We start from the raw sequence: 19,803 nt of genomic DNA, 5'->3' as shown, positions 1-19,803 counted from the left end.
TGCCGTGGCAAGTTCGAAATTTACCTGTTGATATGAACACGTCTACTGCTGAGTTATTTGGGTCGTCTCATTATCGTGCCATTGCGGATGATGCTTTGAAAGACGAAGATAATGCTGCTTGGGTGATGGAGTTAGATCCAGACGTTCGACAAGCTTGGATTGAGCGGATTCGTTGGATTCGTTTAGCAGATCGTTTAGCGGAAAATGAACTGATTGAGGAGAGATCTGGACAGTTTCAAGCATTTTGTAATTCGTGGCGCTGGCTGAGTGCGACTGGAACGGTGCAGCCGACGGGAGATCATCGATCGCTGTTTGAGTCGATGCGAGACTGCTGGTTTGATCAGGCTGATCCAAGTAGTCAATTTTCCCGGCAGGCTTGGCAGCAGTATTTAACGGCGCTGAATCGGTATAGCCAGAAGAATTTAGTCTTTGATACGATCGCTGAGTTTGAGACGATGCTGCGGGAGTTAGCTGCATCATTTTTTCAGGTTTTACCGTTTTTGTCCGATCAGACTTGCCAGGTGGTTGGCGCGTTCGGGGTCGTCGATCAGTTTTACAATACGCTACGAGATTTACGTGAGGATGCAGAGCAAGGAATTTGCTATTTGCCCAACGAATTGCTCGATCGCTTCGCTGTGACACGATCTGAGATTCTAGACCTTAGAGCCTATGACAATCCGGGATTTCGATCAATGATGCAGTTTTGGATTTATGATTATTTGCCAACCCTACAGCGTCGCACTTATCCATTTCTTTTGTCGTCTGATTTGCATCCGTCTTGGCAGATTTTGCGCGATTGGTCGCTGAATCGGTACCGTCGCATTGAGCGGGTGATGCGCCATTGCGATTATGATTATGTGCGATTTCCACAAGTCTATTGGCGTGAGGTGCAGCGCGATTTAGTGCTGTTGATGCCTGCAAGATGGGGGAACGCAACCGCGCCGAAGCAGTCTAGCAAAGCGGTATCGTTTCACGATCGACATTGTAAGCTGCGGAAATTTGTCGCAACTGATCTTTCACAGTGCGGGTAACTTCAGAAGATTCTGCCGAACAGCAATACTCTCGCTGCTTCACCTTAAAGCGGTTAGACAGCGAGAGCAACTCGTCTTTAATAGGCGCTTGCGGTTTTACGGTGCTGAACTGCGGTTACGCCTGTAGGTTCAAGCACTTTACCATTCTCAATCCTGGCATAAAGCAGCCAGTGGTCGCCGCAATCCATCCGATTCTCAATTTTGCATTCGAGGTAGGCAAGAGCATCTAAAAGAATAGGGCAACCATTAGAGGCGTGATCGGTGCTGAGTTCAGCAAAACGATTTTCACCGGGGGCGGTTGCTTTTAAGAAGGTGCGCCGAACGTTTCGCCCTTCCTTCAGAATGTTGAGCACAAAGGGAATTTCAGGATGGTCTAGAACGCCTTCTGCTCGATCTTTCGGTAAGGCAACCGTAATTCCAGGAGGGTTAAAGGTCGCTTGCGACACCCACGAGGTTAGAATGCCAAACGGTGTTTCTCCCTGATTTGCAGTCACAACACAGAGCGAACCAACAACGCGCCCGATCGCTTGCTCGGTACGATCGGTTTGAGCTTCGACGGCTCCTTGACGCGGCGCTCTGATTTTTTTCATTTTTTTCAGAGCTTGAGCGAATTCGGCTCCGGCGGCTTCACAGTGTTGCAGCACTTCTTCTGAAGGTGTGAATTTGACGCGAATGGTGTCGAAGCCAAAGGCAAATCCGGCATCTTGCAGTCTGCCTTCGAGTAGGTCGATCGCTTCACCACTCCAGCCGTAAGAACCAAAAACACCTGCAATTTTGGTTTTTGAAGCGGTAGAAAGCACTAATCCTAGAGCGGTCTGCATTTGGGTTGGAGCATGTCCGCCCAGCGTTGGAGAGCCGATGACGAATCCGTCGCATTGCTCGATCGCGGCTGTGATTTCGCTGGGGTCAACGAGTTCACAATTAATCAATTCGACTTTGATTTCAGCATCGGTGAGTCCTTTAGCGATCGCGTGGGCGACGGTTGCGGTGTTGCCGTAAGCAGAGGTATAAAGCAGCGCTACAGAAAGTTCTTGATTCTCTTGCTGTTCGCACCATTCGAGGTATTCGAGCTTGAGGCGGCTGAGGCTGTAGCGCACGATCGGGCCATGTCCAACTGCGTACCATTTCGGACGAAACCGAGCCATCCTGTCGATCGCGTCTTCGACTTGTTTTGACTGCGCTGCGTGGAGGCAATCGAAGTAGTAATGGCGATCGTCGTCGAGTTGCTTCCAGTTCTCGTCGAAAATGGCATCATCGCAAACGTGAGCGCCGAAGAATTTATCAGTATAGAGAATACGGGTTGCCGGATCGTAAGTGCAGAGTCCATCTACCCAGCGCGGGGTGGGCGTAAAGGCAAACTGAAGTTCGTGCCCTTTTCCGAGGTCGAGGACTTCTTCACCTCGAACGGGGTTGATGTTTAGGGGCTGATTGGGGAATGCAGCCTTGAGGCTATTGGCGGCAGGGCGAGAGCAAACGATCGTAATTTGTGGCGCAATTTCGAGCAGGCGTTTGATCGTTTCGATCCGATTGGAGTTGACGTGACCCAGAATTAGGTAGTCGAGCTTTTGGAAATACTGGTGGTCGTGGAGTTCCTTGAGAAAGATATCGGTAAAGGAGCCGCCCGGTGGGTCAAACAGCGCACTTTTTTCGGCTTGAATGAGGTAGCTGTTTGCAGTTGTTCCTTTTTGACGGGCGTATTCGGTTTCAAATTTCAGCCGATCCCAGGTGCGCGATCGTAAGATCCAAGTATCTTGAGCGATTTCGGCAACTTGGACATCTCTAGGTCGAGTTTGAAGCATAAGGCGAGCATGATGAAGGGTGGGACATAAAGGACAGGTTCATCCTTTTGCAAACTCCCACCCTGACTGGACAAGTCGGGGTGAGGAGATTCGGTATTAATAGTGATTGCCAACTTTGCGATGGTGTACAGCCGTTAACGCATCCGCTTTTGCGACTCGCCCTGTGGTAACGATGCTGTAAACAATCCAGTGATCGGGGCATTCCATCCGGCTCACAACTTCGCACTCTAGATAAGCCAGCGATTCAGCCAGAATCGGTGAGCCATTAGTCGCAGGATAGGTGGTGACATCGGCAAAGCGATCGGCTCCCGGCGCAAACCGCTTGAGGAAGTGCTTCATTAATGCCTGATATTTTCCTTCTTCCAGCGCATTTAGCACGAAGTGATCGCCAATGTGCAGGAACGATTCGATCGCCCGATCTTTGGCAACCGCGATCGAGACTCCGAGCGGTTCAGAACTTGCCTGCGCTACCCAAGATGCCAGCATTGCACTGGAGATGTCGCCCTTTTTGGCAGTAATGATGTATAGACCGCCGCTAATGCGACCGAGGGCTTTATCTAGCTCGGTGTCGAGGGCTTTCATTTGCTTGACGGTACGATCGCGAGTGAGCCATTGTCCTAAGTCTGTACCGGACTCTTCGCAAAGCTGGTAGATTGCTTCGGTCGGTTCGTCTGCGATTTTGATTGGCTCGAATTTCTCAACCAAGCCAATTTCCCGAATTCGGTTGCGAATCGGATAAACGGCTTCATCGTTACCGCCGCCGACTTCAAACAGTCCAAAGTTCTGCTTGGAATTTACGGCAGCAAGAATGGTACCGATCGCGGCGGCAGCGTTTTCAGCAACTTCTCCAGATTGCGGGGGCATTCCCAGAACGATCGCGCTGGAAAGCTCGACCAGTTCGCGGACTTCTTGCGGTTCAGCAACGCGCAGATCCATAATTTCAACGGCGACTCCGGTTTTAGTAATTCCGGTTGTGATCGCTTGCGCGAGTTGATCGCCGTACCCATGTCCTGCCACGTAAAATAAGCCAACAGTTGTGGTTGCTTTTGCTTGGGTTTGGCTCCAATCTTGGTAGCGTCCGACTAATTCTTCGATGTTGTAGCGCAGCAGTGGCCCGTGACCTGTGGCGATCGTCGTAATTTCGGGAAGTTCGTTGATGCGTTTGATCGCTCCGAGTACCGATCGAGCGTTCGGAGCCATGAGGCAGTCGTAGTATAGACGAAACTCGGCTTCGAGAATATCAAGGTCTTCATCGTAGGTGTGATCGTCGCAGAAGTGCATTCCGAACGCATCACAGGTGAATAGCGTTTGCGTTTTGTGGTCGTAGGTAAAAATTGTGTCGGGCCAGTGTAAGTTCGGTGCGGAGACAAATTCAAGTTCGTGCCCATTGCCGAGATCCAGACGATCGCCGCTCTTGACAACTTTGCTCTTGAACGGCTGATGCACCAAGTTTTCGAGAAATTGGATCGCAACTTTTGCACCCACGACGATGATATCCGGATTGAGTTCTAGGACATCGCGGACTAAGCCACTATGATCTGGCTCGGTATGACTGATGATTAGATAGTCAATGTCTTGTGGATCAATCAACTCATTTAGAGCATCAATGTAGAGTTCACGAAATTTCGCATGCGAGGTATCAACTAGAGCAACTTTCTCGCCTTTAATTAAAAAAGAATTGTAAGTTGTTCCGTTCTCAAGAGAAAATTCGATATCGAAGCGATCGCGATCCCAATCGAGCGATCGAATCGTGGTAGTTTCGGGTGCAATATCGCTGATTTCGGTAGTGAGACGAACTCGTGATCGAGCTGAGCGAGGAGCAGAAGCGACCATAAACGATCTCCCAGGGGTAATGTAAACGATAACGCAGTTCTCTTATAGCTTGATTGTCGCGCCTTGTATCTCAATTTGTAAAGTTTCAATAAGTAAGCATACCTATAAATGAAACTAATTACAAATCGTTGGATCGCGCTAAATATTGGGAACTCCCGACTTCATTGGGCTTTGTTTGAAAATGACCAAATTCAACAAAGATACAATATGTCACATATCGCCGAGGATCCAGCGATTCTGCTGAACGATCGTGATTCCAACTCTACAGCAAAACCGATTAGCTTAGTTTATCAATCGCTGCCTTGGATGAGCATCGATTCAGAGCTATGGGTCGCGTCAGTTGTCCCGAAGCAGGTTGATTACTGGCGGAATGTTCCCAATTTTCACGGCATCTCTCTCAGCGAAATTCCTCTTCATCAGCTTTATTCTACGCTCGGTGTCGATCGTGCTCTAGCTCTATGGGGTGCTATCCAAGTCTATGGTAGTCCAGCCTTAGTCATTGATTGCGGAACAGCAATGACTTTTACAGGTGCAAACGAAAAGCATGAGTTGATTGGCGGCGCGATCGTGCCTGGAGTGCGGCTACAGTTTCAAGCTCTAGGACAACAGACCGCAGCGCTTCCTACGATCGGGCAAGTTGAAACTCTGCCTGAGCGATGGGCAAGGAATACCCAAACCGCGATCGAGAGCGGAATTTTGAACACACTTTTAGCAGGAATTCGCAGTTTTGTCGAAGACTGGAATCAGCAGTTTGAAAGGAGTACGATCGTCTTGACCGGGGGCGATGCAGAGTTAATTTATCGGCTCTTTGAGCAGACCGAGCCGCGAATTTTTGAGCAGCTTCGACTCGATTTGGATTTAGTGTTTTGGGGAATGCGATCGGTTCGCAACGCCTTGAAACCTTAAGCGCTTGAAACTTTAAGCGATCGTAGTTCTGCCCTCGAAATAATCTTGTAGCTGCTGATCGTGATCATGTGAGAGCTTACCGGGGGGTAGATGTAACCAATGGAACGCCTGCACATCTGCTACTTCATCGATATCCTTTGGGTTGAAGGTTCCAGTTGCTTCCACTTCCACAACGATGCAAATTGAGTGCATTCGTGGATCGCGATCGGGAGCTGAGTAAATTCCGACTAATCGCCGAATTTTGGTCAGTTCTAAACCTGTTTCCTCGACAAGTTCGCGGCGAATCGCCGTCGGCAAGTCTTCGCCCCAATCGACAATGCCTCCGGGAAGGCTCCACAATCCGTTATCCCGTCGCCGAATTAGCACAATGCGATCGTCCGGTAAAACTGTAATAATGCTTGTCCCAGTAATCGGGTGGCGGAAGATCACACCCAGAATGGTTTGGAAATATCGCCAAAACCGACGCATAAATTCACGATATGAGGTGAAGGGGTTGAAGTGCCTAGAAGTGATAGAAGCAGTCGAGCGGGAATTTCTGGCAGATACGAGACGCTGGAGGATAAGCAATTCACGCGAGATCGGCGAGGACTTGTGCTGCGTGAAACTCAGGTTTTACTTTGCGGTAGATTTTCTCGATCGTACCATCTGGGCTAATGACAAAGGTGTTCCGGATTACGCCTAAGAACTCTTTGCCCATAAATTTCTTCAATCCGTAACTTTCATAAGTCTCCGCTACTTTACCGCCTTCATCACACAGCAGCGGAAACGGCAAATTGTACTTCGTCACAAACTTCTCATGGGATTTAGCGTCATCCGCGCTAATTCCCAATAGAACGATATCTTGCGTCTGATATTGCTCGTAAGCATCCCGAAACCCACAAGCTTCTTTAGTGCATCCGGGAGTATTATCGCGAGGGTAGAAATACAAAACGACTCGCTTACCTTTGAAATCCGCAAGCTTGACTAAATTCCCCTGAGTATCGGGTAAACAGAAGTCAGGAGCACGATCGCCTACAGTTAGTCCCATACTTAGCTCTGTTGAAATCGTTGTTTTGCGGATGCGATCGCCTGATTAATCTGCTCGAATCCAGTTCCACCGAAACTATTTCGGGCTGCAACGACCTGCACAGGCGAGATCGCGTCGTAGATATCTGACTCAAACGCCGGATGCAGTTCTTTCCATTCTGCAAGGGTTAGGTCTTTGAGCAGCTTATTGGCTGAGAGGCACGATCGCACCACTTTCCCAACCAGGTTATACGCTTCTCTAAAGGGAATTCCTTTTGCTGCAAGGTAATCCGCCACATCAGTTGCATTTGAGAAATCTTCTGTCACCGCTTCGTTCAATCGTGCCGTGCGGAACTCTAAGCCTTCTTGAAATAAAATTGTCATCGCTTCTAGACAAGCCTTGACGGTGTTCACAGAATCGAACAAGGCTTCTTTGTCCTCTTGCAAATCTTTGTTGTAAGCGAGCGGCAGTCCTTTCATCAGCACCAACATTCCCTGCAAATGCCCGAAGACTCGCCCTGTTTTACCGCGCACGAGTTCTGGTACATCGGGATTCTTTTTTTGCGGCATGATGCTCGATCCTGTAGCGCAGCTATCTTGCAGCGTGACAAAACTGAATTCTTGAGATGCCCAAAAAATTACTTCTTCGGACAAGCGGCTAAGATGCACCATGATCAAGCTTGCAGCGCAGAGGAATTCGATCGCAAAATCTCGATCGCTCACGCCATCTAAGCTGTTTTCGTACAGTCCCCCGAACTCCAACAATTCGGCGGTGTAATGTCGGTCGATCGGAAAGGTTGTTCCCGCTAGCGCCCCTGATCCCAAGGGTGAAACGTTGACTCGCTGATAAATTTCGCCGAGTCGCGTCCAGTCGCGCTGCGTCATCTCGAAATACGCCAGCAAGTGATGTGCCAAACTGATCGGCTGCGCCCGTTGCAGATGGGTGTAGCCCGGAATTAGGGTCTTAACGTGCTGCTCAGCGAGTCCGAGTAAAACGCCTTGAAAGTCTCGAAGCTGCTGACGAATTTGTTGAATTTGGGCGCGGAGATAAAGGCGGGTATCGGTTCCAACCTGATCGTTGCGAGATCGAGCGGTATGCAACTTCTTACCAACATCGCCCACAATCTCGGTGAGACGGTGTTCTACCGCGAAATGCACATCTTCCGCATCAATGCCGGGTTGAAACTGTCCTTGGCGATATTCTTGCCGGATCTGCTCTAGCCCGTTGACTAACTGATCGCCCTCTTCCGCAGAAATAATGCCAGTTTTTGCCAGCATTTTTGCGTGTGCTTGCGATCCCGTTAAATCATATTCAATTAGCGCGATATCAAATCCGATGCTGGCGTTAAACTGCGCGATCGCGGGATGCAATGCCGTTTCAAAACGCTGGCTCCAAGTTTGAGAAGGTTTAGATTCAGGAGACTGCTGACTCAAGGGAACTCTTTGTCGATCGACTGCAAGTTCTAAGCCTACCGCAAACGGTTGAAAAGAAGGGATGAAGCTCAGATTAATTTTTCATCCCAGTAAAGAGACTCGCCGGAATTAGCCGAACGAAGTAAAGGTTCTGACGAAGTACCCTAGTCCAGCTCCTAACACAAATGCCCAAACCTGACCGGTTCTGACAAAGTGATTCCAGCTTTTGCCGACATTCCCAGCAATATCGGTTTGCTTGAATTCCTGAGCCAGAATGTTGACATCGATCGATTGCACAAAATCGCTCAGATGAAGGGTGTGATCGAACCAGGTGGGTAGATCTAAAACAAGATGAATCATGTGATTGTGCCGTGATTGGTTTGCTTTCAGCACAGTCTTATCACAGGAATCAAGTTAGAGAGTCCGAGAAAATGCTAGTTCAGAAGCGGCATTACTGAGGTCGCGATGATCGCCGCCTGCGTACGATCGCGTAGATTCAAACGCCCTAAAATGCTGGCGACGTGGTTTTTCACGGTTCCTTCTGAGATTTCGAGCGATTGGGCAATTTCCCGGTTGCTCGATCCTTCTGCGATCAGTCTTAACACTTGGCGCTCACGAGCAGTCAGCTTAGCAAATCCAGGCGGTAAGCTAGGAGCAGGAGTACGCCGCTGGGACGGCATAAACGGCAGAACGTTCGTCATTGATGGTTCGGGACTGGTTTCTCCGATCGGCGGAGCAAGCACTTTCTGCAAAATTCCGGGACTGAATTGAGTAAAGCCTCTGTGTGCAGTCCGAACGGCATTGGCTAACTCGTTAGGCGACATATCCTTGAGCAAATAGCCCCGCGCTCCAACTCGCAAAGCGGTTCGGACTGAGGCTTCATCATCAGTAGCGGTCAGAACTAAAACGCGGGTTTTTGGGCAGCGCTCACAAATGGCTTGAGTTGCAGTGATGCCGTCCATTTTTGGCATTTTCAAATCCATCAGCACCACATCTGGCTGGAGGGCTTCCGTTTGCTCTACCGCATCGCAACCGTTGTCTACATCTGCTACAACTTGCAGATCAGGCTCCTGCTCTAGAAGCGCTTTCAATCCTTCTCGAATGAGGTTTTGATCATCGGCTAACAATACGCGAATCATACAGTGCTTTCCTCTTCTCAGAGATGAAGTTTAGGGATGGGGGCGATCGAAAAACTCCTGAACGCAATGAACTCGAAATACAGTAACCGTTGAGAAAATTGTTCTCGATAGTTTGTAAAACATTATCAAAATATTTTTTCGTTTTTATAGAAATAAATCAAGCCCTTTGTGACAGAAATTTACCAAATTGGAGAAGAAGTCAGTATGCTGAAAGACTAGAAAAAATGGCACTGAAGTTGTGATGCGAAAGACTGAGCAACCCGTCAAGCCGATCTCCTGGTTTCGGCTTGGAATCCTTGGAATATTTCTTGTGTCGCTGGGTCTGCGGTTCTGGGGACTCGGACGATTTAATACACTCGTTTTTGACGAAGTTTACTATGCAAAATTCGCGAATAACTACTTAACTGGGACAAGATTCTTCGATGGTCATCCGCCGTTAAGCAAATACTTGATCGCGATCGGAATCTGGATTGGAAATCGTCTTCCGATCGGTCAAGACACTGTAAACAATTTGGCAGGCTCAACTTTAAGTACCTGGAGTTATCGCTGGCTTAATGCGTTAACAGGTTCCTTTATTCCGCTAGTTATTTCTGTGATCGCATACCAACTCAGCCAACGTCGTAGCTATGCTCTGATTGCCGGAATTCTTGCCGCGATGGATGGTCTATTCCTGGTTGAGTCACGCTACGCCCTGAATAATGTCTACCTTATATTGTTCGGATTGTTGGGACAATGGTTCTTGTTATTAAGTTTACGATCGCCAAAAAAATTGAATTGGTTTCTCGTTGGATCTGGAGTATTTTTTGCTGCCTCTGCTTCAATCAAATGGAACGGATTATGGTTCTTGATGAGTGCTTATTTTCTGTGGGGATTAGGTTGGTTATTTCGCCTGCTTAATTGGATGAGTCAGCGATCGCAACGATTCACAGAAGTCTCTAATCATCCATTACCAACTTCACCGTTGTATCGAATTACGCAGATTAATTTGTTCTCTTTTTTACTCTGTTTTGCAGGTGTTCCAGCGCTGTTTTATTGGTTAATTTGGCTACCTCATATTTATCTAAATCCTGAATTTGACTTTATCGAAGTTCAGAGGCAGATTTTGTCTTACCATCAGCGCGTGGGTAGCGGCATGAATATTCATCCTTACTGCTCAACTTGGTACAGTTGGATACTAATGCTTCGCCCAGTTGCGTATTTTTATCAAGTTGCAAATTCACCGACTGCTCCAATTCCAAACGGAAGTTCTGCACTAATTCTTCAGGCTGGACGGGTGGTTTACGATGTTCATGCAATTGGAAATCCAGCGCTATGGTGGTTTTCTTCAGTGGCGAGCGTATTTCTCATTTGGATACTTGTCGAACACTGGCACATCTTGCCAACTCTGGTTACGGCTCAAGCTCCCAAGCTAGGCTATTTGCCGCCTCAAGAGTTATGGATTGTGCTGTTTCTAATGACTGGGTATGTAGCGAATTTACTGCCCTGGATGCCTGTATCGCGCTGTGTGTTTCTGTATCACTACATGGGATCATCCATTTATGCCGCGATGGGACTGGCTTGGCTGATCGATCGCTGGCTTCGCAAGCGCGAATCTCGTGCGCTCGGAATTGGCGTAATCATGCTTTGTGCGATCGCTTTTGTGTTTTGGATGCCGATTTATCTGGGCTTGCCATTGTCGCAATCAGAATATGAGATGCGGATGTGGCTGAGATCGTGGATTTAACGACTCTGAAATAAACGAAACGGGTTCCATTGAATGAAACCCGTTGAACTTATCCCGATTTTGCTGAGGCTCTATTTGATCTTGCTATCTTCGATGTCAATTTGAGTGGGGGGCAATTTCGGTGCGTCTTCTGTCCTATTAGAAGACTTCGATCGCGCCTCTCCCGCTTCTCTCACCATATCGGTTGCTTGTTTTAGCAAGTCTTTGAGCATTTTCCGCACTTGCCGTTCCCGTTGTGCCAGAGCAACTCCCGCTTCTCCAATTTGTCGATCGAGGTCTGCCATCTTTTGATCCGCTTGGGTCTTTGCGGATTCGGCTTGTGGTCGGGCTTGGTCGTACCACTCTTTTGCTTCGTTCAGATGAGCTTGAGCGCGATCGTGATAATCCTCGCTGCGTGCAGCCAGGTTTGCCCGCAGAATGGCTAACTGTGCCTGCACTTGAGCATAGCGTTTCTTTAACAAACCCGCCTCCTCGCTGTTGCGAATCGTCTCGATCGTCGTCTCGATCTGTTCCCGAACTTCAACAGACATATCTCGTGCGGCTTCCTTCAGCCCTTCCATGCCCGCTTCGACTTGTTGCTCTAGTTCGTCTTCTTGTTCACTGAGTTGAGTCTGTAGCCGCTTCACTTCTGCTTCAGTTTCAGCAATGCGCTGTTGACGAGCGCGACTAATTCCTTCGACGACTCCTTCAACCGAAGCGGTGATGTCTCCTTTGATATGTGTCCCGCCTTCTTGCAAGCTTGTTGCTGCACTAGAAAACGCATCCCTGACGATCGACCGAATATCTCCGGTTCCTGCTTTCAATTCGGAAGTGATTTGGTCGATCGCGCTTCGCATAATTTCTCGAATGCGATCGGTGCGGAGTTGTCCCACTTCTTTTGCTTGCTTCAGGTCAGATGAGATTTTCTCTTTGACAGAATTAGCCATATGAATCCTCTAATTAAAACCTTATTATTTCTTCCTCTAGTCTGACGTAGGATTTCTTTAGCATCCTCTTTCTTAAGGTTAATAAGAAAAGCTCCTGATAAAATACCAGGAGCTAAGCTTTGAATTAGATGACCTTAAGCTTCAACAAAACGCTAAGCAAATTGTGTTCAGATTGCAATTCAAGAAACTAGAATCGCAGACCTACACCACCAACAATGCTCAGCGAACCATTGCCGCTTCCTTGATAAGCGTTGATGCCATATTTCGCATCGCTATAAACAACAACGCCTTTTGCAACTTCTGATTCAACACCTGCTGAAATAACGGCAGAATCTTTGTTGCCAATTTGAGAAGTTTGACCGTCTTTTTGCACAAAACCGTAGCCAGCACCTAGATAGACGTTCGTGTTTCTAGAAACAGGAAGATCATAGGTCAGCGAAGGAATAACCGCGCTGTTGTCGCCGTTGAACATAACGGAACCACGAACAGAAACAGGCGCATTTGGAATTGCAAATCGACCTTGAATGTTTCCACCAAATACTGCTTCGTCATTACTGACTCCGCCGCTGGTCACACTGCCGCCAACCCCAGCTCCAACATAGCTTCCGTCGAAGCGAACAGATTGGGCAGAAGCAGAACCTGCGAAGAACAAAGGAGACAAAGCAAGGGCAGAAAGAGCAGAAAGAGTTGCTACCGATTTGAGAGAGAGTTTCATAACTTTTCCTAGCGTGACGAAGAACTTTAGTTGAGGTTTATTGCCTTCAATTCTTACTTTCAATGTCGTAAGAAGTGCTTGATGTGTTCCCAGAGTTTCAGAGGTTTTTGAATTGGTTAGGAGTTCTATATCTTTAGAAATAGTTCCAGCTTGATCAGTCAAAAACTTGAGATTACTTCTGGAGGAACCAGCAATAAATCGCATTGGTTTCTCATATCTCTGGTATATCTTGCGGGATTTCAAATCATCTTAAACGATGGTCTGTTCTATAAGTGTCACATCATAAATGTTGTCATTTATCTCTCTTTACAAAACAGTAAAAAAGAGGCATTCTTTGCAATTTTGTCAAAGAAAATGCCTCTAAGAAAATGATTTTTAGGTGTGAAAATTAGCGTTAAAGTTCGGTTTTCCGTCTCGTTAAATCAAGAAGTATCTAACCCAAAAGGCTGAGAATAACTACACATTATTAACTAGAATTTTCAGAAGCAATATCTTTTAGGTTTCCGAAAGAGGTCATTTGTAAAGAGCGCGGCTATAGTCATCCTAATCAGTTGTGAAATGGGGCGTGGGGTGTCGTTTCTTTTTCAACCCCCTACTCCTTTTAGCGTTCACAACTCAAACAGGGTCGCTACACAATTTATAGATGCAGCAGCAGAATCAAAAGTTCCGAGCCGATCGCTCTGCAAAATAAAGGGACTTTTCGCTGACATGAAACTACGGCGTGAATTCTACCAATCTACCTCTGCCCGTTCGTGCAGGACGCGCCCATACACGGCTTCAGTTTGCTGTGCCAGCTTGCTCCAATCAAACCGCCGGGCTAAATCTTCATAGGCGTTCTGCACCAGCGATCGCGCAAACTCTGGACGCTTCAATATTTCCAGAATTCCCCAAGCGATCGACTCTGAGTTACTCACCCAAGTCACAATTCCAGTCCTGCCATGCCGCACAACTTCAGGAAATCCCCCTGCATCGGAAACAACAACGGGCACTCGCGCTGCAAAGCTTTCGAGCGCCACAATTCCGAAGGGTTCATACAAACTTGGGAAAACCGCACAATCTGCAATCGTCTGAAAGCGATCGAGGTCTTGATCCGGCATAAATCCAGCGAAGAAGCAATGTCTCCAAATTCCGAGTTCTTTCGCCTGCTGCTTGAGATGTTCTGTGTGTCCACCCCCAATAAAAACGAATTTCACGCGCTGATTCATCTCATGTAGGATCTTCGGAGCCGCCTGAATCAAGCCAGAAACCCCTTTCTCATGCGTCATCCTGCCGACGTAATAGACAATTTTCTCCTGATCGACCGCAAAACGCCGCCGAAACTCCCAATAGTCGAAATCCGGGTCAAGCTGTTTTTTCTCGCGCCGGATGCCATTGTAGACGACATCAATTTTGTCCCACGGTGCCGCGAGGGTTTGCTCAACTTCTCGCCGCATAAAGTTTGTGCAAACAATAATTCGCCACGCTTCGTGAGTTAACAACCGCTCCTTTCCGTGAACATAATGCTGCGTTGAGTTAAAAATTCCACCATGCCGTCCACGTTCTGTAGCATGAATGGTTGCCACAAGTGGCACTTTAAAGTGATGTTTTAATGCGATCGCCGCATCGCTCACCAGCCAGTCATGAGCATGAATGGCATCAAAGCCGCCTTCTTCTAGGATTAATTTACCGCCGTGCTGTCCCATGCTGTCGTTCATGGCACAGACCCATTGAAAAAAATCTTCATGTTTTGCTACGGCGACTCGATGAACTTGGACTCCCTCCACAACCTCAAAATGAGGTGCCAGTCCAAACTCCACGGTAATCAATACAATTTGATGCCCCAGTTTCACCAACTCTGGGTAAAGTTCTCCAACATGGCGAGCAATGCCGCCCACGATGCGGGGTGGAAATTCCCAAGTCAGCACCAAAATCTTCATCGCTCTTAACGCCCTTTTACCAGCGGTATGTTTGTACTTGCTTTGAGTCCTTTCCTTCACCAGCGCCCAAGTGTTAGATATGGAACCTCTTAAAGATGGAATCCTGATTCTATCAGTCTGTTTTTTCGAGATTGATAAAACTTTATGCTAAAAAATAGACTCAGTGTGAGGTCGTAGACTTGATCGATCCTGAATGAATTGTCGTATTAAAAAACACTAAAGATTCAGCCACAATCCTTTATTTTTGTACTGCTACAATAAGCTTTCATCAGAGTGTTCCTGTGTACGCAAACTAGGGCAAAATGATGCAGAGGAAATCGATAAACAATCCGCTGCGATGGAGTTGAAAGAGGCGATATGAGCATTGAAAAAATCGTTGATCAAGCCCTTCAGGATGGCTATTTGACCCCCGCGATGGAAGCCGAAGTTGGGCGTATCTGCGACACCGCCTCGGAACTGTCGATCGAAGAGTATATGGCGTTGGATCGATTGATGGGAGCGCTCCTGACTGGAGAAGTGGTTGCCGTTCCCCGTAAGCAGTTTATTAACGTCATGGAAGAATTGGTCTTAACGGAGGCGATCGCACGGGTTGCAGAAATTGAAGCGACTAGCGATCGCACCTTAGATTTAGGTGATATTGCCGCTTATGCGTTGAACCGTTTACCGCCGCTTTACGCTACGACTGAAGAAGGCGCGAACTATCAACGGCAACACGCTAAAGAAGATTTACAAGGAATGATTTCGCAGCGAGTTGGAGAAGCGATCGCGAAAAATCTTGATAAGCCTGATTTCTTCCCAGAACGTCAGATTCTCGGCAAAAGCTCGAAAGATGAGATTCTCACTCAAGTGGGCAGTCTTTTGCAGGCGTATGCTCCCAGTTTCGAGCCAGAGCCACATCGTTAGATATTTCTATCGTTAGATATTTTTCATGAGGTTAAAGGGGCAGAACGCCCCTTTTTTATCGAGATTGTAATCCGAGATAATGAACCATCGGGAAGCCTGCGGCTAGATCCTGCCAGAATCGATCGCGTAATTCCTCTGGATACACAGTAACTTGATCTAGCTCAATTCGCTTAAACCAGCGGAGTTCTGTAATCCAATCAGAATCAGGCGAAGTTGGGGGGAGGTGTTCGAGCGTGAGCGTACCGGAGAAGTGATCGACCATGCAGAAAAACTCACAACTGCGAACATCTGATTCACTGTCGTAAAACTCTCGCAGGTAAGCAATGCGCGACAAGCTGGCGGTCAGTCCAGTTTCTTCAAAGATTTCACGAGCGGCACAGGCAAAAATCGACTCGTCTTCCCGCTCAATGCCGCCACCGGGAGGAATCCAGATTGTGCGTCCAGTTTTGGGGCATTTATGAGCAACTAATAGAATCTCATCTTCCTGCACCACTAAACCAGCCGCTCGAATTCGGTGTTTCATACAAATAGTTTCATACAAATAATTAAGGCTTAACGACGACCAGAGTTCCAATCTGTACCTGTTTGTATAGCGCAACAACATCAGCATTCCTCATTCTGAGACAGCCATGCGAAACGGCTTGCCCTAGCAAGGAATAATCTGTCGTTCCGTGAAAACCAATCAGCAGTTTACCCTGCGATGTGAATCCGATCCAGCGCTGACCGAGCGGATTATCTTTGTGTCCGGGCGCAATCTTTTCCCCTGTAATTGGATGTTGCCATGCGGGATTCTCGTACATTTGCTGCACTTTAAAGGTGCCTGTCGGAGTTTCCCAGCCCTCCTGTCCGATCGCAATCGAATAAGTTGCTTCTAATTTCTTCTGTTCATACAACCGGACTTTACGATCGCTTAAATCTACAACTAATTCTCTTTCAATCACGGGGGATGGCTCTGGAGTCGGAGTCACGCTCACTTGAAAATTTGGTAGCTCAATTTGAGGCATTGAGATCGCTGGAAGGCGCTGCAATTGCAGAAGCGCGATCGCGCAGCCCGTAAGAACGCAAATCGTCGTTAAGGCTCTAGCAAGAGACGAATTTTGAACCTTTGTCGCCATTACTTCTTCATTCAAACTGCCACAATTTTCTTATTTTGCCCGGAACCCCGACTGTAAGCCTTGAATCTCTAGACGCAAGTAGACCTACATCACAGGTATACCACTGTCAAAATGTCAACGTAGTTATTACGGCGATAATTTCACTCAACCGGACGGGCGGTGAATTTGAGAAACTATAACCATGGTTAGATGAAGTAGCACTTGACAATGGTTCAATCTGCGATTCGGAATCTACAATGCTGGGAGTGTGGTGTTTCGGTTTAGAGGAGGACGGAGTGATGAAAGAAAAGTTTTTTTTGGCGATCGTAATTACTTTTTCACTGAGCTGCCTGCAAAACTGGTCAATTCCGACTGCAACACAAATAAAAGATTCCATGCAGGAGCAAACCTATCACCTCGCTCGCGTTTGGATTGACCAGCCTTAGGCGTATTTCTATTGCAGGAACTCTCCAGTAAGAACGGGCACGAGATATCCTAGATAAGACCATTCGATCGCGCCCTTAAACTCGAAGGAACTTTTTCAACCCGTGTGCTGTCATCTATAGCGGAACGTCAAACATACCGTTATCCGCCCATGAGTCAGTCCCTTCCTGTATCCTGGTCATCGATCGAGCCAAAGGTTCTTCAGAGTCCAGTGCAAGCAGAAAAACTCTCTAATTACGATTTAGTGTTGCAGTGTCAGACCGGACATCGCCCAGAGAAAGCCGTGTTTTCGGAACTCATGCGGCGGTATCAGTCTCATGTCGATAAAGTTTTGTATCATCTCGCTCCGGATTGGCAAGACCGCGCCGACCTCGCGCAAGAGGTCTGGATTCGCGTCTATCGCAACATTACCCGACTGAATGAACCGGTGAAGTTTCGGGGCTGGCTCAGCCGAATTGCCACGAATCTGTTTTACGATGAGCTTCGCAAACGCAAGCGCAATGCTTCTCCGCTGTCACTCGACGCGCCGCTATCGGTCGAGGACGGTGAAATGGATTGGGAAATCGCCTCAGCGACCCCAGGGCCGGATGAAGATTTGACGACGCGGGAATTTTACGATCAGCTAAATGAAGCGATTGCTGACCTGCCCGAAGTATTTCGCACGACGATCGTCCTACGCGAAATCGAAGGAATGGCGTATGAAGAAATCGCTGAACTGACCGGAGTTTCACTTGGAACCGTAAAATCACGGATTGCAAGAGCGCGTCATCGCCTCCAGTCCCAACTCCAGCAGTATCTTGACGGACATTAAACCCGCCAAGCGACGATACAGTCTTCAAATTGACTTTGATATTATGCTTCTAGACGTAGATATTATGCTTCTAGACGTAACCCAAAATGAGAATTGTGCTTTGAGGAGTGGTTGATTACACTGATTTCATATCTTGCAGGCATTCTCAACTCAATGTCTTACCTCATTGATAGTGACCCTCGATGAACTCCAATTTTGATTCGCTCAATAACGCTATGCAACCTTTGCCTGATTCACAGTTAAACGCCCGCGATCGCTTTGAGTTACTCAGCGCCTATTTAGATGGGGAAGTTACTGCCAGCGAGCGCAAACAGGTTGAAGAATGGTTATCTACCGATGCCTCTGTCCAACAGCTACATGCCCGCTTACTGAAGCTTCGTCAGGCTTTCCGCTCGATGCCGGCTCCAGCGCCGTCTCAACCTGTTGAAACAACGGTGGATCAGGTGTTGGCAAAAGTCGATCGTCGTCCGAAGCTCCGCTGGGTGTGGGGGGGTGCGGCAATAGCGGCTGCCTTTATGGGTGCAGTTTCGCTGTTTAGTGTGCGTCAGGCTCAATTTGCCAAAGTGAATCCGCCTCAACAGCCAACGGTACAAGCACAACAGCAACCCGCTTCAGAAGTAACAGGCGGAATGATGGTGGCGCTCGATCGTCCAGTGGTATCGATCAAAGCTGCTGATACTTCAAAACAACGCAACTAGAAAGATTTGATGAATTTCTCTGCTCGTAGTGGTCGCACTACGAGCTATTTTTTTGATTGCCAAATGCCATCAGGGGCTGGAATCCCGTCTAGACGATCGACTTGATCTAGAGTCATGACATACGCCCAAGCTAACCCGATAAAATCACCGTTGAGAGCAAAAACTTCGATCTCCTTGCGGTCATAATTATTGTCTAAACCAAACAGGGCGATCGTTTCAGGGTCGTGCTGTTCGTAATCGTCGAGAATTTCTAGAATGGCGCGATCGTTAAAACTTAGAAGATAGCCGTAAGTCGCAGCGTTTCCAGGAACGATCGCGGGATAGCCAAGCGGTAAATGATAAAGAGCTGCGCGAACGATCGCAGGAACTGCGGAAATTACGGAATCTCTACAGAGAAAGTAGCTCGTTTCATCAGGTTTTAACGTGCCATAGACGAATACATTGATAGACTGCATTGCAACACCAAAGCGATTTTGTTAATTTTATTTACCCCTATGACTGAATTACCGATTAAGCGCTTAACGCAGCCGTTGATGGACTCGATCGCCGAACAAGCCCGCTCTAGTCCGCGTCAGCGCAAGAATCACAACTTTCATGAACATCACGATCGAGTGCAGCGATTTCTAAATGTGCTGCAACCCGGAACTTATGTGCGTCCCCATCGCCATGTCCGTCCGGCAGATGCAGACGGATTTGAGTTCTTTTTGGTGCTACAAGGCGCGATCGGGATTTTGATTTTAAACCAATCGGGCAGTGTCATTCACACCGAAAAAATTAGCGCAACGGGCACGACGCGAGGGGTAGAACTTGGAGAGGGAATGTTCCATACACTGATTGCATTAGAGCCAGACACCGTGATGTTTGAATTGAAAGAAGGGCCTTATGTGCCAATGGACGATAAAGACTTTTTGCCGCAATTTCCGTTGGAGAATACGCCCGACGCAAAGCAATGGATACAAACTTGGCAGGGCTATTTTGCCTAATTGTTCTACCAAAACATTGTAAGCAAAACATTGTAAGTATCAAAAACACTGTCCTGCAATTCCAATGGTCTGAACTTCTGTATCTATGAACTTTGTACGATAGATGCTGAGCAACAGATAGTTTTTGCGGTAGGTATGCAATGAAGTTCCTGAAGCAGTCACAGCATTTGGTAGAGGTATAATCACCGAACAAAACATTCCAGCCACTGATTCCTGTTCACAAATCTTGTTCTTGAGCTTTTCAGCAGCGTAATGACTACAAGCCTCTTGATCGGGATTTGTAAGTCCTAATACTGTTAACACTGCTAGTGCAGCAGCAATATAAATTCCCCAGGGGCGATTGGGAGGTGAAGATTGCGGTACAAACATCTGAGCCATGATAACAATCCTCCTGCAATAAAGTTTAGCGGCGTGAAGAGTTACGTCGAGACTTTGAACGGTTGCGAACAGTCGATCTCGTTATC

At 47.6% G+C, this 19,803-nt stretch carries 22 protein-coding genes; 8 read left to right on the top strand and 14 right to left on the bottom strand.

Annotated features, from left to right (window positions below; translation table 11 throughout):
- Positions 1 to 32: 32 nt before the first annotated feature.
- Complete coding sequence (locus NC980_RS06085) at positions 33 to 1,031, top strand: squalene/phytoene synthase family protein (RefSeq protein WP_190377879.1); 999 nt, start codon at positions 33 to 35, stop codon at positions 1,029 to 1,031.
- Positions 1,032 to 1,108: 77 nt separating this feature from the next.
- Here the strand turns inward: NC980_RS06085 and NC980_RS06080 are convergent, their stop codons facing one another.
- The gene (locus NC980_RS06080) at positions 1,109 to 2,830 is read right to left on the bottom strand and encodes a diflavin flavoprotein (protein WP_190377878.1); all 1,722 of its coding nucleotides are present in this window, start codon (positions 2,828 to 2,830) and stop codon (positions 1,109 to 1,111) included.
- Between the two features lie 96 nt (positions 2,831 to 2,926).
- A complete protein-coding gene (locus NC980_RS06075; protein WP_190377877.1) occupies positions 2,927 to 4,663 on the bottom strand; it encodes a diflavin flavoprotein in 1,737 nt (578 codons plus the stop codon).
- Between the two features lie 108 nt (positions 4,664 to 4,771).
- Here NC980_RS06075 and NC980_RS06070 point away from each other — a divergent pair, with 108 nt between their 5' ends.
- Positions 4,772 to 5,569 carry a pantothenate kinase gene (locus NC980_RS06070; protein ID WP_190377876.1) on the top strand — a complete coding sequence of 266 codons (798 nt, stop codon included), beginning with the start codon at positions 4,772 to 4,774 and terminating at the stop codon, positions 5,567 to 5,569.
- 12 nt (positions 5,570 to 5,581) lie between these two features.
- On the opposite strand, the gene NC980_RS06065 is transcribed toward NC980_RS06070, so the two are convergent.
- The 5 genes from NC980_RS06065 to NC980_RS06045 form a co-directional block, all read right to left on the bottom strand.
- A complete protein-coding gene (locus tag NC980_RS06065; RefSeq protein WP_190377875.1) occupies positions 5,582 to 6,037 on the bottom strand; it encodes an NUDIX hydrolase in 456 nt (151 codons plus the stop codon).
- 100 nt (positions 6,038 to 6,137) lie between these two features.
- On the bottom strand, positions 6,138 to 6,596 hold the full coding sequence (gene bcp / locus NC980_RS06060) for a thioredoxin-dependent thiol peroxidase (protein ID WP_190377874.1): 459 nt from the start codon (positions 6,594 to 6,596) through the stop codon (positions 6,138 to 6,140).
- 2 nt (positions 6,597 to 6,598) lie between these two features.
- Entirely contained in the window at positions 6,599 to 8,008 is a 1,410-nt protein-coding gene (gene argH / locus NC980_RS06055; protein WP_190377873.1) for an argininosuccinate lyase, read from the bottom strand.
- Positions 8,009 to 8,116: 108 nt separating this feature from the next.
- Positions 8,117 to 8,347 carry a hypothetical protein gene (locus NC980_RS06050; protein WP_190377872.1) on the bottom strand — a complete coding sequence of 77 codons (231 nt, stop codon included), beginning with the start codon at positions 8,345 to 8,347 and terminating at the stop codon, positions 8,117 to 8,119.
- A gap of 74 nt (positions 8,348 to 8,421) precedes the next feature.
- Entirely contained in the window at positions 8,422 to 9,126 is a 705-nt protein-coding gene (locus NC980_RS06045) for a response regulator transcription factor (RefSeq protein WP_190377871.1), read from the bottom strand.
- Positions 9,127 to 9,367: 241 nt separating this feature from the next.
- On the opposite strand from NC980_RS06045, the gene NC980_RS06040 reads away from it, so the two are divergent.
- Positions 9,368 to 10,849 carry a phospholipid carrier-dependent glycosyltransferase gene (locus NC980_RS06040; RefSeq protein ID WP_190377870.1) on the top strand — a complete coding sequence of 494 codons (1,482 nt, stop codon included), beginning with the start codon at positions 9,368 to 9,370 and terminating at the stop codon, positions 10,847 to 10,849.
- A 71-nt stretch (positions 10,850 to 10,920) separates the two neighbouring features.
- Here NC980_RS06040 and NC980_RS06035 read toward each other — a convergent pair whose 3' ends face one another.
- From NC980_RS06035 to NC980_RS06025, 3 genes are all read right to left on the bottom strand, one after another.
- A complete protein-coding gene (locus NC980_RS06035; RefSeq protein ID WP_190377869.1) occupies positions 10,921 to 11,775 on the bottom strand; it encodes a histidine kinase in 855 nt (284 codons plus the stop codon).
- A 187-nt stretch (positions 11,776 to 11,962) separates the two neighbouring features.
- A complete protein-coding gene (locus tag NC980_RS06030; RefSeq protein WP_242027061.1) occupies positions 11,963 to 12,694 on the bottom strand; it encodes a porin family protein in 732 nt (243 codons plus the stop codon).
- A 524-nt stretch (positions 12,695 to 13,218) separates the two neighbouring features.
- Positions 13,219 to 14,406 (bottom strand): glycosyltransferase family 4 protein, encoded by a 1,188-nt coding sequence (locus NC980_RS06025; protein WP_190377868.1) that lies wholly within the window; start codon positions 14,404 to 14,406, stop codon positions 13,219 to 13,221.
- 357 nt (positions 14,407 to 14,763) lie between these two features.
- Between NC980_RS06025 and NC980_RS06020 the strand changes: the two genes are divergently transcribed.
- On the top strand, positions 14,764 to 15,309 hold the full coding sequence (locus tag NC980_RS06020; protein ID WP_190377867.1) for a late competence development ComFB family protein: 546 nt from the start codon (positions 14,764 to 14,766) through the stop codon (positions 15,307 to 15,309).
- Positions 15,310 to 15,364: 55 nt separating this feature from the next.
- Here the strand turns inward: NC980_RS06020 and NC980_RS06015 are convergent, their stop codons facing one another.
- The gene (locus NC980_RS06015) at positions 15,365 to 15,832 is read right to left on the bottom strand and encodes an NUDIX hydrolase (protein ID WP_190377866.1); all 468 of its coding nucleotides are present in this window, start codon (positions 15,830 to 15,832) and stop codon (positions 15,365 to 15,367) included.
- A gap of 22 nt (positions 15,833 to 15,854) precedes the next feature.
- Entirely contained in the window at positions 15,855 to 16,424 is a 570-nt protein-coding gene (locus NC980_RS06010) for a L,D-transpeptidase (protein WP_190377865.1), read from the bottom strand.
- 278 nt (positions 16,425 to 16,702) lie between these two features.
- Here NC980_RS06010 and NC980_RS06005 point away from each other — a divergent pair, with 278 nt between their 5' ends.
- The 3 genes from NC980_RS06005 (at position 16,703) to NC980_RS05995 (ending at position 18,356) form a co-directional block, all read left to right on the top strand.
- Positions 16,703 to 16,849 (top strand): hypothetical protein, encoded by a 147-nt coding sequence (locus NC980_RS06005; protein ID WP_190377864.1) that lies wholly within the window; start codon positions 16,703 to 16,705, stop codon positions 16,847 to 16,849.
- Positions 16,850 to 16,998: 149 nt separating this feature from the next.
- Positions 16,999 to 17,658: a sigma-70 family RNA polymerase sigma factor gene (locus NC980_RS06000; protein WP_190377863.1), complete on the top strand. Its 660-nt coding sequence runs from the start codon at positions 16,999 to 17,001 to the stop codon at positions 17,656 to 17,658.
- A gap of 182 nt (positions 17,659 to 17,840) precedes the next feature.
- Positions 17,841 to 18,356 (top strand): zf-HC2 domain-containing protein, encoded by a 516-nt coding sequence (locus NC980_RS05995; RefSeq protein ID WP_190377862.1) that lies wholly within the window; start codon positions 17,841 to 17,843, stop codon positions 18,354 to 18,356.
- 44 nt (positions 18,357 to 18,400) lie between these two features.
- On the opposite strand, the gene NC980_RS05990 is transcribed toward NC980_RS05995, so the two are convergent.
- Entirely contained in the window at positions 18,401 to 18,811 is a 411-nt protein-coding gene (locus tag NC980_RS05990; protein ID WP_190377861.1) for a gamma-glutamylcyclotransferase family protein, read from the bottom strand.
- A gap of 39 nt (positions 18,812 to 18,850) precedes the next feature.
- On the opposite strand from NC980_RS05990, the gene NC980_RS05985 reads away from it, so the two are divergent.
- Entirely contained in the window at positions 18,851 to 19,339 is a 489-nt protein-coding gene (locus NC980_RS05985; protein WP_190377860.1) for a WbuC family cupin fold metalloprotein, read from the top strand.
- Positions 19,340 to 19,378: 39 nt separating this feature from the next.
- Here NC980_RS05985 and NC980_RS05980 read toward each other — a convergent pair whose 3' ends face one another.
- Positions 19,379 to 19,717, bottom strand: coding sequence for a DUF4359 domain-containing protein (locus NC980_RS05980; RefSeq protein ID WP_190377859.1), 339 nt, complete (start codon positions 19,715 to 19,717; stop codon positions 19,379 to 19,381).
- Positions 19,718 to 19,803 lie beyond the last annotated feature (86 nt).

Source organism: Leptolyngbya sp. AS-A5 (assembly GCF_039962495.1).
In the GTDB taxonomy this organism is placed as follows: Bacteria; Cyanobacteriota; Cyanobacteriia; order Leptolyngbyales; family Leptolyngbyaceae; genus Leptolyngbya.
Note: the sequence above shows the minus strand (reverse complement) of the source record. Positions and strands in the feature narration are given on the sequence as shown.